Raw genomic sequence first — 17,404 nt, forward strand, 5'->3', positions numbered from 1 at the left:
GAAGATTTATTTTATTCCACATTCAAGCCCACATCGTCCCTCAGCTGTATGGCCTCTCCCACATGCTTTGCCTCAATCGTTGCCGCATCATCGAGGTCGGCAATCGTTCGTGCGACCTTGATGATGCGGTCGTATGAGCGCGCTGATAAATTCATGACATGAAACGCCTGCGCCAAGAGATTTTGTGCCTCAGGCGCAAGCTCACATGTCTTTTTCAAAATCGCATGGCTCATCTGTGCATTGCAGAAGATTCCCCATTCCTTTAAACGCTCCATCTGTATCGAGCGCGCCGTCAAGACGCGTGCTCGAATTGCCGCTGACGGTTCTGCTTTTGCCGCAGATGTCATATCTTCGTATTTGACGCGCGGCACATGGACGTGAATATCGATGCGATCGAGCAGAGGCCCTGAAATCTTTCGAGTATAACGCTTGATTTCATTCGGTGTGCAGTCGCAGTTTTTTTCCTTGTCGCCAAAATAACCGCAGGGACAGGGATTCATCGCGCATACAAGAATCATACGAGAAGGAAATGTCAGTGTGGCGTTGACGCGTGCCACGGTCACAGCGCCATCTTCCAGAGGTTGGCGCAGGACCTCCAATGTTGATTTGTTGAATTCCGGCAGTTCATCGAGGAAAAGTACGCCATTGTTGCTCAACGTCACTTCGCCCGGACGTGGGATGCTTCCGCCGCCAATCATCGCCACTGTCGATGTCGTATGGTGTGGGCTGCGGAACGGACGTGATTCGACAAGACCGCTGCCGTCGCGCAGGAGACCGGCTATGCTGTAAATCTTTGTTACCTCAAGTGCTTCCTGCCTTGTCATTGGCGGCAAAATGGACGGAAGGCGGCGCGCAAGCATTGTTTTTCCCGAGCCGGGAACTCCTACCATTAGAAGATTATGGCCACCTGCTGCGGCAATTTCCAGCGCACGTTTGGCGAGGAATTGCCCTTGTACATCTGCGAAGTCATCCAAAGGTGCTTCTGTGGAATTTGGTATGTTCGGGGTGGCTGCTGAAGGCGCCAGATTCGCTTTGTTTGAGAAAAAGTCACAAAGCTCACGCAGATTTTTCGGCGCATAGACGGTGATTCCGTCGACAAGTAGGGCTTCGCTGGCATTGCCAGGTGCGACGAATATTTCCCGAAAGCCGTGTTCCTTCGCACCGACCGTCATAGGCAGTACGCCGCGTACACTTCTGAGCTCGCCTTCCAGAGAAAGTTCTGCCGCAAATAAAGAATCTTTGATGCACTCTGGGGGCAGGAGACCATATGCTGCTAAAAGCCCGATGGCGATGGGCAAATCAAGTCCCGAACTGTCCTTTCGGATATCGGCGGGGGCAAGGTTTATCGTGACTCTTGCCGGTTTAAGCTTCATGCCAGTATTTTTGATTGCCGTGCGCACGCGTTCGCGCGATTCCTTTACCGCTGTATCAAGAAGCCCAACGATATCAAAAGCGGGAAATCCATAAGAAACATCGACCTCGACATCAATGATTTTTCCGTCAACGCCAAACGTCACTGCACCGTATGATTTCGCAAACACATTGCACACCTCTTTTATTTCGTAATTTGTTCACGGTATCATTTTCTCCATTCATGAAGTGCAATCCTTCTTTTTGGCAGACCTGCCATCTTTTTCAATATATGTTTTTTCCGTGCACGATATTTGTAACAGATCATGGGTGTTCTATAGAGGATCCTTTGCTCAAATCATATAATTTGCCTGAAAAACAAGAGACGATATGGTATAATAAAACCCATGCTTAATAAAAATTTCAAGAAAAGAGCGATGCAGTAATGTTTAGAAAAATGACGGCATTTTTTGTCTGTCTTTCTTTGTTTGGCTCTGTGGTTGGATTAGGTGAGGCCGCAGGCGAGAACGGAAAGAAATCTTATGGCACATGGATTAAAGATGTTTCCCCTGTAAAGTCGATGCCTGTTGCCGAAGAAAAAGAAGCAAAAGGGACGCTGCCGGCGCCGTTGAAAGAGGAGGCGGTGTCATACAAAATCGTTATCAATATTCCCGCACGATCGTTGGGACTTTATAAAAACAACGAAAGATTTCGACTCTATCCCGTTGGCTTGGGGAAAATTTCCACACCAACACCTGTCGGATATTTTTCTGTCCTGACCAAAGAGGAAAATCCAACATGGGTTGATCCTGGGGATTCGAGGAATACGATTCCTTCTGGTGCGAGCAATCCCTTGGGCTATCGTTGGATGCAGGTCTGGGGAAATTATGGAATCCATGGTACCAATCGTCCAGAGTCCATTGGCAACTTTGTTTCCAATGGTTGTATCCGTATGAGGGAGACGGATGTGGAAGAGGTTTATGATTATGTGAGCGTTGGAACGCCGGTTGAGATCATGTACCAACGCGTTGTCATTGACAAGATCAAGGATAATATGATTGTTTATTATATTTATCCGGATGGTTACGGTTACCAGCCCCTCGATGTAGAAGTCGTAACAAAGTGGCTTGCAGGTTATGGTGTGGAAAAATTTGAGGCGGATGAGGACATCGAGAAAAAAATTCGGCTTGCAGATGGACAGCCGACATATGTGGCGAGAGCGTACAGCCTCTCCATCAATGGAAAAAATTTAAACGACAAGGCGATTATCAAGGACGATATCGTTTATCTTCCTGTGGAAAAGATTGCGGAACAAACAAAGGTAGCTTTGACTTGGGATTCTGATTCCGCCACACTGACGAGCCCCTATGGCAAAGCGATTGGCTATGATAAGAAAAATACGTTGTTCTTTAATGCCGAGGATGCGAGTGTTTTGTTCCATCTGGAGGGTGGTTTCAGCAAAAAGGGCATCTATGAACTTTCTACGATAAAGAGCAAGACGGAAGAACCGTCGGAAAAAATATCTGGAAAAACAGAGGCTGTTGACATGCAGGACCGTCATACCGTAAATAATGGAAGTACCATAGTGAACCGTGAGGGAAGAACAGCGAAAACAAACAGCTCGCTGCAAGATAGATCGTAACTTGTTGGGGTATTTGCAATGGGGTGGATGTCGTTGAACAAGCGCTTTATCCTTGTGGATGGGAGCAGCCTTTTGTATCGTGCTTTTTATGCCTTGCCGCTGTTGACTGCGGCAAATGGTGAATATACGAACGCAGTGTATGGTTTTGCTACGATGCTGCAAAAACTTATGGAAGAACATAAGTCAGAATACCTTGTCGTTGCGTTCGATAAAGGAAAACATACATTTCGCAATGAAATATTTCCTGAATATAAGGGAACGCGCAAAGCGACACCGCCAGAACTTTCCGGACAGATTCCCATTCTTCATGAGTTTCTTGCTGCCATGGGAATATCTTTGGTTGAAGAACAAGGGTATGAAGCGGATGATATTTTGGGCGCCCTCGCTGTAAAAGCAGCAGACAAAGGCTTTGATGTTTTGGTCGTGACGGGAGACCGGGACGCTTTGCAGCTCGTACGTCCCAATATTCGCGTTATGTTCACACGAAAAGGTATATCGGATCTTCTTATTTATGATGAAACGACATTTCTTAAGGATTATGGTTTCCCGCCAAAAGCCCTTATCGATATGAAGGGGTTGATGGGGGACGCATCGGATAATATTCCGGGGGTTCCGGGTATTGGAGCGAAAACGGCAACAAAGCTGCTTCTTGAGTATGGATCCTTGGAAGGAGTTTACGAACATATTGAGGAAATTTCCAGACCGAAACTGCAGATGAGCTTAAGGGAAAACAAAGAGAAGGCGTTTCTGTCCAAGGATCTGGCGACGATTCGTTGTGACATGCCCGTGGTTTTTGATGAAGCCTCTTACATCATGCGTCCGGATGCGAAAAAGCTGCAGGAGTTCTTTAAAAAGTACGGAATGAAATCCTTGCGCACTGCCTTTGCACCTCTGGTAGGAGAAGAGAAACAGGCGTGCCAAATGGAAGAAGAGATAAATTTTCCACTTGTGGTATCGCCGAATGCTGCGGAAAGAAAATTTTTTCTGGAGAAAGCGGAGGAGAAAGGCTTTTTCTCCATGGCTGCTTGTTTTCAGGGGAAAGTGCCTGAGTTGAAAATGCAAGGTCTTGTTCTTTGTACAGGGGAAAATTTCCTGTTTTTCGAACCAAAGGATTTTTCGACATTGGAGGAGTTTTTCAAAAAGAAAAGTATATGGAAAATCCTGCACGGATTGAAATCTTTTTGCCATTGCGGTATAGAGTTTCAGTTAACTTATTTTGATACGTCTCTTGCGGCCTATTTGCTCGAGCCTGGGGCAACGGAATATGATATTCAGAAGCTGGCAAGCATGTATTTGCCAGATGAGCCTATCCCTGAAAAATTTCCTGATGCTGTAGCTGAGGCGGCGTGGTGTGCCTTGGTTCTGGGAAAACTTTATTTTGTGCTTAAAACACGCTTGGATGAGTTGGCGTTGTTTTCGCTTTATAAGGATGAGGAACTGCCGCTGGTGGAGACTCTTGCGGCGATGGAGCAGGCGGGGATTTATGTAAACAGGCAGTCCTTGCAGGAAAAGTCCGTTGAAATTTCCCGGCATATTGATGTTTTGCGCAGTGAAATCTATGATTTGGCGGAATGTGAGTTCAATATAAATTCCCCAAAGCAGCTTGGCATGATACTTTTTGACAAACTTTCGCTGACGCCGCCGCAGGGAACAAAGAAGACGAAAACCGGATATTCTACGAATGCTGAAGTTCTTGAATCCATGCGCTTTGCTCATCCGATTTTGGAAAAAATTCTCTCTTATCGCTTCTGGATGAAATTGCAGTCTACGTATCTTGATAGCTTGGAAGGGCTTATTTCGCCGCGGACACAGCGGATTCATACGAGCTTCAATCAGACCGTAACAGCCACGGGGCGTTTGAGCAGTTCTGAACCCAATTTACAAAATATTCCTGTGCGTACGGAGGAAGGGCGGCAGATTCGTGCTTTGTTTGAGCCGGGCGAAGGATACGACGCTTTATTGTCAGCAGACTATTCCCAGATTGAATTGCGTATCCTAGCGCATTTATCGCAGGATCGAAATTTTCTTGAAGCTTTTTTGCATGGACAAGATATCCATGCACGGACAGCTGCTGAAGTTTTCGGGATTCCACTCGAGACTGTAACGTCAGAACTGCGGCGTAAAGCCAAAGCTGTAAATTTTGGCATCGTTTATGGCATCAGTGATTATGGCCTTTCAAAGGATCTCCATATTACTCGAAAGGAAGCCGCTGGTTATATTGCAAGTTACTTTGAAAAATGCAAGGGGATAAAATCTTTTATCGATCAGACCGTAGCGCAGGCGCATAAAGATGGTTTTGTCACGACGATTTTTGGACGCAGGCGAGAGTTGCCCGCACTGAAAAGTTCCAATTACAATCAACGTACATTGGCAGAACGCATGGCGATGAATACCCCGATACAAGGTTCTGCAGCCGATATCATCAAATTGGCCATGAACAGAACTTTTTGCGAGTTGAGGAGGCAAAACCTCAAGAGTCGTATTTTGCTCCAGGTACACGATGAATTGGTACTTGAGGTTACGAATGAAGAGACAGAGAAGGTTTCTGCCATTGTACGCAATGCTATGGAAAATGTGGTGCAGCTTTCTGTGCCTCTTCTCGTTGATGTGCATGTTGGAAAAAATTGGGCGGCTGCGAAATAAGGGGATGAATTGAATGCCGGAACTTCCTGAAGTCGAGACGATACGGCGTTCTTTGGTCAAATATCTGGTGGGGCGCAGGGTTGAGCGTGTGGAGGTTTTTCTGCCGAAGACGATCAAATTTCCTTCGGTAGAAGAATTCATTGACCGAATCCGCAGACAGAAAATTTTTCGCTTGGAACGACGGGGGAAATACATGGTTGTCCTGTTAGAAAACGGGGATGCTCTTGTGTTTCATTTACGTATGACCGGGCGCCTTTATTTTCGGGAAGAAGCTGTATGGAACAAGCATATGCGGGTGCGTTTTCTCCTTGAAGGGGGCGGTGCGCTTTGCTTTGAGGATGTTCGAACTTTTGGGGAGATTCACCTTCTGCGTCCGCAGGAGAAGCAAAAGTTTGCGCCTTTCCAGGCTCTTGGCCCAGAACCATTGACGAAAGAGTTTGATGTCTATTATTTGGGGCAGACGCTGGCAAAGAGCAAACAAAGGATTAAGAGTTTTTTGCTCGATCAGGAAAGAATTTCCGGCCTGGGCAATATCTATGTCGATGAAGCGCTTTTTTTCGCTGGGATTCATCCTTTGCGCCAGGCTTGCACTTTGAATCGCGATGAAATTGCTCGTCTTCATAAAGCGGTGAATGAGGTTATCGAAGAAGGAATCCATGATGGTGGAACGACTTTTCGCGACTATGTGAACGGAGAGGGACAGGAAGGCCTTCATCAGCAGAAATTACGCGTTTATCATAGGGAAGGTGAGCCGTGTTCTGTTTGCGGCGTCCCGGTTGAGAAAACCCGTGTGGGTGGACGCGGTACTCGCTTTTGCCCTAAGTGCCAACTTTTACGGGATAACAACATGAAACTTATCGGTCTCACGGGCAGCATTGCCAGCGGTAAAAGCACGGTAAGCCGTTATTTGGCAAAATTGGGGGCACATGTCATCGATATTGACAAGATTGCACATGAACTGGCCAAGCCGCAAAAAGTGCTCTGGAAGATCTATCTGGAACATTTTGGTGAAAGCATATTGGATAATGCCGGACTTTTGCGTCGAGAGAAGATTGCAGCGCAAGTTTTTTCGCATCCGGAGGAAAAAAACTGGATTGACAGCGTCGCGCATCCACTGATTGCAGAAAGCGTAGAAAAAAAAGTGGCAGCACTTGCGAAAAAAGGCGTGCGAGTTGTTTTTCTGGATGTGCCATTGCTTTTTGAGGCTGGATGGAATCGTATGGTGGATTTGATTTGGGTTGTTTATGTATCCAAGGAAAACCAACTCAACCGATTGATGAAACGAAATGGTTATACGGAAGAAGCTGCTATGGCGCGAATTTGTTCCCAGATGGATGTAGATGAAAAAAAAGAACGAGCGGATTGTGTCATTGATAATAATGGGCACAAGAAGGAAACATTGTGTCAGGTGAAACAGGCATGGGATGAGTTGTGCGGAAAGACGAAAACGGCAAAGTCTATGTCAGGAGCTGGGAAGGTTTGAATCAAGGGGAAATGCAGCGCACTGGGAGGCAGAAAGAAATGGAAACCAGTGATTTTCATAATCGCATAAGGAAAAGACGGCAGGAAACGAACCGTCGTTTTGCTGCGCTTTTCCTGGGGGTTGCCGTTCTTGTCTTGGCGTTTTCCTTTTTTTTCGCGATGCAGTTTGAGGCTATACAGCGTCAATATCTGTATCCGTATCCGTATCGTTCAGATGTGGAACATTATGCCGCAAAGTATGAGATTGATAGTTCCCTGGTGGCTGGTGTTATCTTGTCCGAAAGCAAATTTAAAAACGATGCGAAATCCCATCGCGGGGCAGTGGGATTAATGCAGCTGATGCCGGAGACTGCCGTATGGATTTCCGAGCAGATGGATGATACGTCGTACTCTTTGGGAAAATTGCATGAGCCAAAGAAGAATATTGAATATGGCACGTGGTATTTGGCCTCCTTGGAAAGAGAGTTTGACGGCAATGATATCCTGGCTTTGGCGGCGTATAATGCCGGGCGGGGCAACGTACACGACTGGATGGAAGAAATGCATTGGGGCATGGACTTTCACGAGGTTTCTGCCATACCTTATGAGGAAACGAGAGCCTATGTTGTCAGTGTCCTGAAGAATCGCCGAAAATATCTGGAGCTCTATGGCAATGGGTCAGATTGAGGGTTGCATCATGCAGAAAAAGTTATGTATTGTTCCCCAGCGGAGCAACATTTTGCGAGAGCTTACGCGTGGCATTATCCTTACGGAAGAAGAGCAGGAACTTTTTTATGCTGCGGTTGTCAAACATGTGGAAATCTCGCTCAAGGGCAATCGTTGGGAAATCTTGCTTCAGACGCAGGAAGTTATTGGTACGGCTCTTTTGAACCGCGTGGGAGCGTATATCAAGAGACGGGAACATATTGAAAACCTTATTTTTTATCAGGATATATTGAATATCGAGACTTCGATTAATCGTGTATGGAAAACGCTTTCTGCCGTTGCGGCGAACGGAAATCCGTCTGTACATCATTTATTGAAAAATGCGAAACGTATTTTTGATGGCAGCCATCTTCTGCTTGAAGTGCCGGGAGAACTCGCAGGCGAGATTCTTCAGGCACATGATGTGTTGCGAGTATTGCAGAAGGCGATTGAGAAGATGTTGTCCATTCGCTGTCTCATTTCTTATAAGGCAGTGGATGAGGAATATGCGATTCCGGAAGAAGAGCGCGAGCTTGTCCAGGATCGTGAATATCAAAATCGTATGACTCAGCGGGTGAAGGCTGTCGCCGACGTGACGGAGCCTTCGCCTAAAACCTTTGCCCAGACGGAGAAGGAATCTCTTTCAAAGGTCACTAAAGATCCGGGGGGGAGGAGTGGCCTGCTTCTTGGTAAAAACTTCACGGGAACGGCTATTTCCCTTGACCAGACAGAGGGAGAAATGAAGAATGTCATCCTGATGGGTACAATTGCAAGAGTGAGTTCACGGGAGTTTAAAACGAATACAAAATTGCTGCTTTTTGATTTGGCAGACAGTACAAATGGTATCAGCTGCAAAAAGTTTTTTAAGGAGAAAGAGAAAGAGGCGTATGAGCGTGCGGTGGCATCTGTCAGGGATGGGATGCTTGTCCGTGTCAAGGGATCGATTCGTTTTGATACATTTCAAAATGATTTCATGCTTTTTGTCGATTCAATGCAAAAAGTTGAAAAGGAGGTGCGGGAAGACAAAGCGCCTGTGAAACGTATTGAGCTTCATGCACATACGCGCATGAGCAGTATGGATGCGGTGGTTTCACCGGAAACCTTGATAAAAACAGCGGCGAATTGGGGCTGGCCCGCCATAGCCATTACGGATCACGGTGTGGTGCAGGCTTTTCCGGATGCGGCAAAGGCAGCAAACAAACTCGACATCAAGATTATTTATGGAATGGAGGGGTATCTGGTCCAGGAGGATTTTGAGCAGAAGCATGCGAACCATATTATTTTTCTTGCGAAAAATTCCAATGGTTTGAGGAATCTTTATCAAATGGTATCATTGTCACATCTCAAATATCTCCATCGACAACCGAGACTGCCCAAGCGCATTATCGAAGAATATCGTGAAGATATCATCGTGGGTTCTGCCTGTGAGGCGGGTGAATTGATACGGGCGATTGTGGCACAAAAAACGGATGAGGAATTGTTGGAAATTGCAAGTTTTTATGATTACCTTGAGATACAGCCGATTGGCAATAACGAGTTTTTGGTACGCAGTGATAAATTCCCGCATATCAAGAATGACGATGATTTGCGGCGAATCAATATCAAAGTTGCAGAATTGGCAAAGAAGCTTGGAAAAATGCTGATTGCCACTTGTGATGTGCATTTTTTGAATCCGGAGGATTCCATTTATCGGGCCATACTTATGAAAGGCAAGGGATTTGAGGATGCGGAGCTTCAGCCGCCTCTTTTTTTGCGCACGACGGAAGAAATGCTGGCTGAGTTCGACTATTTGGGCGAGGAGGCCGCTTACGAAGCTGTTGTGACAAACCCGCGCAAAATCAATGAGATGATTGAAAAATTTAAACCGATACCGGATGATCTCTATTCACCGATGATTCGCGGGGCGGATGAAGAAATTCGTGAGATGTCTTACCATAAGGCGCGAGCCCTGTACGGCGAGAATTTGCCGGAAATCGTCGAAGCCCGTTTGAAGCAGGAGCTCACACCGATTATAGGGCATGGTTTCTCCGTGCTCTATCTTATCGCACAACGTCTTGTAAAAAAATCAAATGATGATGGCTATCTTGTTGGTTCTCGTGGTTCTGTTGGCTCCTCTTTTGTAGCGACGATGACCGATATCACGGAAGTCAATCCGCTGCCTCCGCATTGGCGCTGCCCGTACTGCCAGTTCAGTGAGTTTGTTACGGATGGTTCTGTTGGCTGCGGCTATGACTTGCCGAGCCGCAAATGTCCTGTTTGTGGAACAAATCTCCTAAAGGATGGGCATGATATTCCATTTGCGGTATTTCTTGGCTTCGACGGCGATAAGGTACCGGATATAGATTTGAATTTTTCGGGTGAATATCAACCTGTAGCACATAAGTATACGGAAGAACTTTTTGGCAAGGATAATGTTTATCGCGCGGGAACGATAGCGACGGTTGCAGATAAAACGGCTTTTGGCTATGTGAAGAAGTTTTTTGAGGAAAAAGGCGTCAAGAAACATAATGCCTATATTGCGAATCTTGCTGCAGGGTGCATGGGGGTAAAGCGTACGACGGGACAACACCCTGCCGGCATCATGGTCGTACCGCGCAATATGGATGTGCATTTTTTCACGCCGATTCAGAGGCCTGCCGATGATAAGAACACAACGACCATAACGACACATTTCGATTATCACTCTATCAGCAGCCGCCTTGTCAAACTTGATATTCTTGGTCATGACGATCCGACAGTCATTAAAATGTTGGAAGATCTGACGCATCGCGACCCAAAGACGATACCGTTTGACGATCCGGCAACGCTGAGTATTTTTTCCTCGACGAAGGCACTGGGGCTCGATCCAAAAGAATTGGGGGCAACATCAGGAACCTTTGGTATCCCGGAGTTCCGTACGGGATTCACGCGTCAGATGATTGATGATACGCACCCTTCTTGTTTCAGTGATCTTGTGCGGATTTCTGGTTTCTCACATGGCACGGATGTCTGGCTTGGCAACGCACAAGATCTTATAAGAAGCGGACAATGTACGCTGCGCGATGCCATATCGGCGCGCGATGACATCATGATGTATTTGATCCATAGGGGAATTGATCCGTTGCTTTCCTTCCAGACGATGGAATCCGTGCGAAAGGGCAAAGGTATTAAGCCGGAAATTGTGGAGGTGCTGCGAAAAGGCGGAATCCCCGAGTGGTATATCGGCGCTTGCCAAAAGATCAAGTATATGTTTCCGCGTGCCCATGCGACGGCCTATGTCATGATGGCCTGGCGCATTGCTTATTGCAAGGTACATTATCCGTTGGCTTTTTATGCGGCTTATTTTTCTATTCGTGCCGCTGAATTTGATGCTGATGTTGTGGCAAGGGGAAAGGAGTACGTCAAAAGGCAATTGGATGATCTTGAAGCGCGTGATTCACAAGACATAAAAGACAAGGCAACAATCATTGTCTTACAGTTGGCTTGGGAGATGTATCTGCGAGGTTTTACGATGGAACGCGTGGATATTTATCGTTCCAATGCGGAAAAATTTATTTTGCATGAAAAGTCTTTATTGCCGCCGCTGGCTTCGTTGGGAGGGGTGGGCGCTTCTGCAGCGCGAAGCATTGTCGAAGCGCGCAAGGATGGGGTGTTCACTTCGATTGAGGATATCAAAAAACGCACAGGCATATCGAAAACTTGTATAGATGCTTTGCAGGCGCATGGCTGCCTTAGCGGCTTTGATGAAAGCGATCAAATGGAGCTTTTCATGTAGACTTTATTTTGGACAGAGAAGGCGGGAAGAGATGGCGCTAGACTTCCCGCTTATTGTTTTTTCGCGTCTATGAATGTATAATGTACTAAGAAGTTTTGTCAGCAGGCTTCAGAAAGGATGAATCTTGATGATAGGCGATCTTTTGCGTAAAGAACGTGAGAGGCAGAATTTATCGATTAAAGATATCGAAAAGGGCACGAGCATACGCGCTCTGTATATAGATGCGATTGAAAAAGGTGCATATAAAACCTTGCCTGGTGAGGCGTATGCAAAAGGGTTTGTCCGCAATTATGCAAATTATCTTGGCCTTGATGCCGATATGATTATAAATGGATTCAACGAGGAGTTGCATCCGCAGGAAACGCTCCCAGATTCTATGGAAGCTTCTGCGCCGGAAGAGGAGCGGCCGTTGCGAAAGGCAGTGGTTATAGACGAGAGAGATTCTGCGGAATATAGAGGCCCGAAAATCACTTCCTTGGAAAGCTATCCGATGAAGACGCCCTCTCATGGAATACGTAATGTGGTTATCCTTGTTGCTGCGGTTTTTTTTCTTGCTTTTGGCGCCTTGCTCATCTTTGGAGAGGAAGAAAATGATCCGTCTGCTACTTCACGTCCTGTAGCACAGCCTGCACAGGACAAATCGAAACACACGGAAGCGGCGCCGAAAGCTTTGGCTGATAGTGTGGAAATGAAACTGAGTTTCACGGATCGTTGCTGGACAAAAATCGTTGTTGATGGTAAGACGGAGTTTGAGGGGACGGCAGAGCGCGGGAAAGTTTTGACGGCGAAAGGCAAGGAAAAAGTTCATATAGTTGCTGGGAACGCAGGTGCGCTCGATGTATCGCTCAATGGCAAAAATATGGGGAAGATTGGTGAACGAGGGGAAGTCGTTGAAAAAACATTTACAAAAGAAGATGCAGCTTCCAATCCGTGAGCAAGAAGGCAATGTGTGATTTTTTACCCTTGAACAAAGAAGATATGGCTCAAAGGGGTTGGGATGAGCTGGATTTCATCTTTGTTTCTGGGGATGCCTATGTCGATCATCCGGGTTTTGGTGCAGCCATTATTTGTCGTATCTTGGAAAAAAGGGGTTATCGTGTCGGTATTATTGCCCAACCCGATTGGCGTACAACAAAGGATTTTTGTCGTTTAGGCAAGCCTCGGCTTGCCTTTCTTGTCTCAAGCGGAAACCTTGATTCTGCACTCAATAAATTTACAGCAGCAAAAAAACTGCGCCATCGGGATGTTTATTCTCCGGGTGGACGTATGAATTGCAGGCCGGAAAGAGCCGTTGTAGTCTATACAAAGAAATTGCGTGAGATTTGGCCCGGGGTTCCCGTTGTGATTGGCGGCATTGAGGCGAGCCTGCGACGCTTAGCGCACTATGACTACTGGCTTGATGGGGTGCGTCCTTCCATTTTGCAGGAAAGTGGTGCAGATCTTCTCATCTACGGTATGGGAGAGCGGCAAATATTGGAAATTGCTGCTGAACTTCATAGGGGCGTGTCGATAGGAAATATCCAGGATATACGCGGTACTTGCTATAGCGTACCCAATAAGGATTATGTCTGGGATTATATAGAACTTCCCTCTTATGAGAAAATCACCAGGAATAAGCCGCTTTTTGCAAAAGCGTTTCGTATGGAATACTTGGAACAAGATTCTTTTCGAGGGCGCAGACTTATCCAACAAAATGGTGCTGTTTGTATTGTGCAGAATCCACCGGCAGCTCCTTTGTCTGTCGAGGAGATGGATGAGGTCTATGAGCTGCCCTATTGTTATGCGCCGCATCCTTCTTATGAGAAGCAAGGCGGAGTGCCTGCCATTGAGGAGGTGAAGTTTAGCCTCGTCAGTCAGCGAGGATGCTTTGGCGGCTGTCATTTTTGTGCCATTGTTTCGCATCAGGGAAGAGTTATTCAGCATAGAAGCAAAAACTCTCTCGTGTGCGAAGCAAAACGTTTGAGCGCCTTGCCGGATTTCAAAGGCTACATCCATGATGTTGGTGGTCCGACGGCTAATTTCTACGAGCCGTCCTGCAAATTGCAACTGGAGCATGGAACATGCCGAAACAAAGCATGTCTTTCGCCTTCGCCATGTAAAAATTTAGAAGCAGATCATACGACATATCTCGCTATTCTCAAGAGTTTGCGTGCGTTGCCCAAGGTGAAGAAAGTTTTTATACGCTCAGGCGTGCGCTTTGATTATTTACAGCAGACAGATGATGGATTTCTTGAAGAATTGTGTCGTTATCATATCAGCGGACAATTGAGAATTGCGCCGGAACATATATCGGATCGCGTTACGCGCCTGATGGGAAAGTCAAACAAGGAAGTATATCTGCGTTTTGTCGAAGCATTTGAGAAAATGAACAAGAAGATTGGAAAAAAGCAATACCTCGTACCGTATTTCATGTCAAGCCATCCGGGAGCACATTTAGAAGATGCTGTCGAGCTTGCGGAATTTATCCGTGATATGGGATATCATCCAGAGCAAGTGCAAGATTTTATCCCGACACCGGGCACGCTTTCTACTTGTATGTACTATACAGGATTAAACCCATTGACAGGTGAAAAAGTCTATACGGCGAAAAGTACTGAGGAAAAAGCTATGCAACGTGCGCTTTTGCAATATTGGCTGCCGAAGAATGAGCCTCTTGTTCGAAAAGCTTTGCGTTTGGCAGGCAGAGAAGATCTTATTGGTTATGGCGCAAAATGTTTGCTGCGTCCTCGGAACAAAGCAAAGATTCGAGATAGAAAAAACAAAAGAAACGTGAAAAATAGGAGGTTCTGATGCTAAATGCGCTGCCCATTTTGCAAAGAGATTGACAGCCGTGTCATTGATTCGCGCGCGGCAGATGACGGAAATACGATTCGCCGTCGGAGGGAATGCACATCCTGTGGGAAAAGATTTACGACGTATGAAACAGTGGAAAAGATTCCTTTGATGGTTATTAAGAACGATGGACGTCGGGTCGTATTTGACCGCAATAAACTTTTGAACGGATTGATTCGTTCCTGCGATAAGCGTGATATTCCTACGGAGCGCATCGTGGCGCTGGCGGATGAAATCGAAAAGGAACTGCGCAATACGATGGATCGCGAGGTGCGAACCAGAGATATCGGGGAACTTGTGATGGAAAAACTGAGGACTTTTGATGAGGTGGCTTATATCCGTTTTGCTTCAGTCTATCGCAAATTTGCGGATATCAGTGGATTTCGCGAAGAGATGGAAGCGCTTCTCAAGGAGAAAAATAAGTCTTGAGCTGGAAAATCAAACGGCGGCTGCGCGACCAGCTGAAAAAGGAGCAGGGGTATTTTTCTTTTCCGCTGGGAACCCGTCGCCTCTTTGCTTTGGTCTATCCTAATTCTTATTTTGTCGGGATGTCAAACCTTGGCTTTCATATCATCTATGAGCTTTTGAATCGCAGGGAGGATGTTGCCTGCGAACGTTTTTTTCTGCCTACTGCGGAGGAGCGGGCAGAATATGAACATACGGACACACCGCTTTTAAGTGTTGAAAACCAACTGCCGCTTTATCGCTTTCCTTTGATTGGTTTTGCCGTTTCTTTTGAGATGGATTATTTCAATCTTCTGCGCATTTTGGACATGGGTAAGGTTCGTCTTCTGGCAGAGGAACGGGGAGAAAAGGATCCGATTGTCTTGGCGGGTGGCCCCTGTGCGACATTCAACCCCGAGCCGTTGAGTCTCTTTGTCGATGCCTTTATTATTGGTGAAGGCGAAGTCATCATGCCAAAACTGATGGATGTCTATGCTGAAGCTTTGAAGAATCAACTTTCCCGCATAGAAATACTGCAATTGTTTTCGCGCATCGAGGGAGTTTACATTCCCTCGCTTTATCATCATGCATACGATGAAACAGGCAATCTGCGCAGAATTCAACCTCTGCAAGGTGCGCCTGCCAAGGTTTCGCGGCAGTGGGTCAAAAATCTTGATGCTTTTCCAGCCCATACGGTCATTGTCACAGAGGATACGGAATTCAACCTCTATCTGATAGAGACGGCGCGCGGCTGCGGCAGGCATTGCCGTTTTTGCATGGCTGGCTATTGTTTTCGTCAACCGCGAAACCGTTCACTTGCCGTGTTGGAAAAAGAAGTAAACGAGGCCAAAAAGTACCGGAAAAGAATAGGTCTGATGGGGGCGGCGATTTCTGATTATCCGGAAATCGACACTCTTTGTAAGCTTATTCTGAATGAAGGGATGGGAATGTCGGTAGCCTCTTTTCGAGCGGATTCTGTTACGCTTGAGCTTGTGCAGTCCCTGAAAAAGAGCGGGCTGCGTACAATTACTCTTGCCCCTGAAGCTGGCAGTATCCGCATGAGGAAGATTATTAACAAGGGAATTGAAGAAGAGCATCTCTTTCATACCATTGAATTGTCTCTTGAAGCGGGTATTCGTCAATTTCGTCTTTACATCATGATTGGCTTGCCGTATGAGGAAATATCCGATATAGATGACATTATCGCAATGACCTTGCGTTTGCAGGATTATATTCAAGGAAAAAATGAACATGCCAATATCACTTTGAGTATCAATCCGTTTATTCCTAAACCGTTTACTCCATTTCAGTGGCTACCAATGGCTTCGCAGAAATGGGTAAAGGATTCACTCAAGCGTATACGTAAGGGGCTGCATGCTCATAAAAACATTCGAATCATCGCTGAATCGCCGAGGAGCGCTTATATCCAAGGCGTTCTTGCCCGAGGCGGCAGAAGGGTATCCCGTGCTCTGTATGACGCTTTTTTGACAGGCGGCGAAAAGTCTTTTAAGCATGCACTGCGGCAGGAGAATCTTGATATGGATGAATTTTTGGGGCGCACATACCAGGCAGATGCACTTTTCCCCTGGGATCGGCTTGATATGGGATATCCACGTCAATATCTCTACGATGAACTCAAACGTGCAAAAGCTTTAAAAGTTACAAAACCTTGTTTTCCAGGGTGCACACGCTGCGGTGTTTGTGATAAAATGGAGGGCAGATATGTTTCAGTTGAGACATAATGGCAAGGGAATCTGGTTTGGTCAGTTTTCACTTTTTCCCCAGGAAGGACTTGTACACGGCATTTCCACGCGTCTAGGCGGTGTATCAAAGCTGCCGTTTGCTTCTTTGAATATGGCGCTTCATACAGGGGATGAAGCGGATGCTGTATGCGCGAATCGTCGTCTTTTTTGTGAGACGCTTTGCGTAAAACCGGAAAGGCTTGTCACATTGCGCCAGGTACATGGTGAAAGAGTACATCGTGTGCGGAGTGATGAGGCGGGGCGCGGTTCGAAGGTTTATGATGATTCTGTTTTACAGGCGGATGCACTGATTACGAATGAATTGGACGTTCCTCTTATGTTATGCTTTGCGGACTGTGTCCCCGTACTCTTTTACGATCCTGTGCAGCGTGTAGTTGCAGCAGCGCATGCTGGTTGGAAAGGAACGGTTTCTAGAATTACCCAGAAAACTGTGCAACAGATGCGGCAGGAATGTAATTCGCGCCCGGAGGACGTTCTTGCAGGTATTGCTCCGGCGATTGGGCCGTGTTGCTTTGAGGTAAGCGAGGCGGTTTCTGAAAAGTTCTGTAAGGCATTTCCACAGTATCCTGAAATTATTTCATATTCATCAGAGGGGCGGATCTTTATTGATTTATGGGCGGCGAATCGTCTTCAGCTTGAAGAGGAAGGGCTTTTGCCTAGGCATATAGATAGTGCTGATGTCTGTACAAAATGCAGTGCAGAGCTTTTTTATTCTTATCGGAAGGCGCAGGGAACAACTGGCAGATTCGCTGCCTTGATTTCATTAACGGATGTTGTCGAACAATCTGATTGATATGGGTTGCTGGAGGG

General features: G+C 46.4%; 11 protein-coding genes. 10 read left to right on the plus strand and 1 reads right to left on the minus strand.

Annotated elements, in window-relative coordinates:
• Positions 1–11: 11 nt before the first annotated feature.
• Entirely contained in the window at positions 12–1,541 is a 1,530-nt protein-coding gene (locus ACRTGH_RS10140) for a YifB family Mg chelatase-like AAA ATPase (RefSeq protein ID WP_368846154.1), read from the minus strand.
• 254 nt (positions 1,542–1,795) lie between these two features.
• Between ACRTGH_RS10140 and ACRTGH_RS10145 the strand changes: the two genes are divergently transcribed.
• From ACRTGH_RS10145 to pgeF, 10 genes are all read left to right on the plus strand, one after another.
• Positions 1,796–2,992 (plus strand): L,D-transpeptidase, encoded by a 1,197-nt coding sequence (locus tag ACRTGH_RS10145; protein ID WP_368846153.1) that lies wholly within the window; start codon positions 1,796–1,798, stop codon positions 2,990–2,992.
• A 27-nt stretch (positions 2,993–3,019) separates the two neighbouring features.
• Positions 3,020–5,635, plus strand: a complete 2,616-nt coding sequence (polA, locus tag ACRTGH_RS10150) for a DNA polymerase I (RefSeq protein ID WP_368846237.1) — start codon at positions 3,020–3,022, stop codon at positions 5,633–5,635.
• A gap of 13 nt (positions 5,636–5,648) precedes the next feature.
• Positions 5,649–7,118 (plus strand): DNA-formamidopyrimidine glycosylase, encoded by a 1,470-nt coding sequence (gene mutM, locus ACRTGH_RS10155; RefSeq protein ID WP_368846152.1) that lies wholly within the window; start codon positions 5,649–5,651, stop codon positions 7,116–7,118.
• A 38-nt stretch (positions 7,119–7,156) separates the two neighbouring features.
• The gene (locus ACRTGH_RS10160) at positions 7,157–7,783 is read left to right on the plus strand and encodes a transglycosylase SLT domain-containing protein (protein WP_368846151.1); all 627 of its coding nucleotides are present in this window, start codon (positions 7,157–7,159) and stop codon (positions 7,781–7,783) included.
• 10 nt (positions 7,784–7,793) lie between these two features.
• Positions 7,794–11,555, plus strand: a complete 3,762-nt coding sequence (locus ACRTGH_RS10165) for a PolC-type DNA polymerase III (RefSeq protein WP_368846150.1) — start codon at positions 7,794–7,796, stop codon at positions 11,553–11,555.
• Positions 11,556–11,682: 127 nt separating this feature from the next.
• Positions 11,683–12,489, plus strand: a complete 807-nt coding sequence (locus ACRTGH_RS10170; RefSeq protein ID WP_368846149.1) for a helix-turn-helix domain-containing protein — start codon at positions 11,683–11,685, stop codon at positions 12,487–12,489.
• A gap of 11 nt (positions 12,490–12,500) precedes the next feature.
• Complete coding sequence (locus tag ACRTGH_RS10175) at positions 12,501–14,345, plus strand: YgiQ family radical SAM protein (protein ID WP_368846236.1); 1,845 nt, start codon at positions 12,501–12,503, stop codon at positions 14,343–14,345.
• Between the two features lie 6 nt (positions 14,346–14,351).
• Complete coding sequence (nrdR, locus tag ACRTGH_RS10180; protein ID WP_368846148.1) at positions 14,352–14,816, plus strand: transcriptional regulator NrdR; 465 nt, start codon at positions 14,352–14,354, stop codon at positions 14,814–14,816.
• Positions 14,813–16,573: a radical SAM protein gene (locus ACRTGH_RS10185; RefSeq protein ID WP_368846147.1), complete on the plus strand. Its 1,761-nt coding sequence runs from the start codon at positions 14,813–14,815 to the stop codon at positions 16,571–16,573. The genes nrdR and ACRTGH_RS10185 overlap by 4 nt, the downstream gene beginning before the upstream one ends.
• Positions 16,554–17,387: a peptidoglycan editing factor PgeF gene (gene pgeF, locus ACRTGH_RS10190; protein WP_368846146.1), complete on the plus strand. Its 834-nt coding sequence runs from the start codon at positions 16,554–16,556 to the stop codon at positions 17,385–17,387. The genes ACRTGH_RS10185 and pgeF overlap by 20 nt, the downstream gene beginning before the upstream one ends.
• The last annotated feature ends 17 nt before the right edge of the window (positions 17,388–17,404 follow it).

The sequence above is a fragment of the Selenomonas oralis genome, assembly GCF_051603425.1.
In the GTDB taxonomy this organism is placed as follows: Bacteria; Bacillota; Negativicutes; order Selenomonadales; family Selenomonadaceae; genus Selenomonas; species Selenomonas sputigena_A.

Bases quoted from the DNA above. Each gene is read 5' to 3' on its own strand.
- ACRTGH_RS10170 (WP_368846149.1), top strand. From the start codon at position 11,683: ATGATAGGCGATCTTTTGCGTAAAGAACGTGAGAGGCAGAATTTATCG.
- polA (WP_368846237.1), top strand. From the start codon at position 3,020: ATGTCGTTGAACAAGCGCTTTATCCTTGTGGATGGGAGCAGCCTTTTG.
- nrdR (WP_368846148.1), top strand. From the start codon at position 14,352: ATGCGCTGCCCATTTTGCAAAGAGATTGACAGCCGTGTCATTGATTCG.
- ACRTGH_RS10145 (WP_368846153.1), top strand. From the start codon at position 1,796: ATGTTTAGAAAAATGACGGCATTTTTTGTCTGTCTTTCTTTGTTTGGC.
- pgeF (WP_368846146.1), top strand. From the start codon at position 16,554: ATGTTTCAGTTGAGACATAATGGCAAGGGAATCTGGTTTGGTCAGTTT.
- ACRTGH_RS10165 (WP_368846150.1), top strand. From the start codon at position 7,794: ATGCAGAAAAAGTTATGTATTGTTCCCCAGCGGAGCAACATTTTGCGA.
- ACRTGH_RS10175 (WP_368846236.1), top strand. From the start codon at position 12,501: ATGTGTGATTTTTTACCCTTGAACAAAGAAGATATGGCTCAAAGGGGT.
- ACRTGH_RS10160 (WP_368846151.1), top strand. From the start codon at position 7,157: ATGGAAACCAGTGATTTTCATAATCGCATAAGGAAAAGACGGCAGGAA.
- mutM (WP_368846152.1), top strand. From the start codon at position 5,649: ATGCCGGAACTTCCTGAAGTCGAGACGATACGGCGTTCTTTGGTCAAA.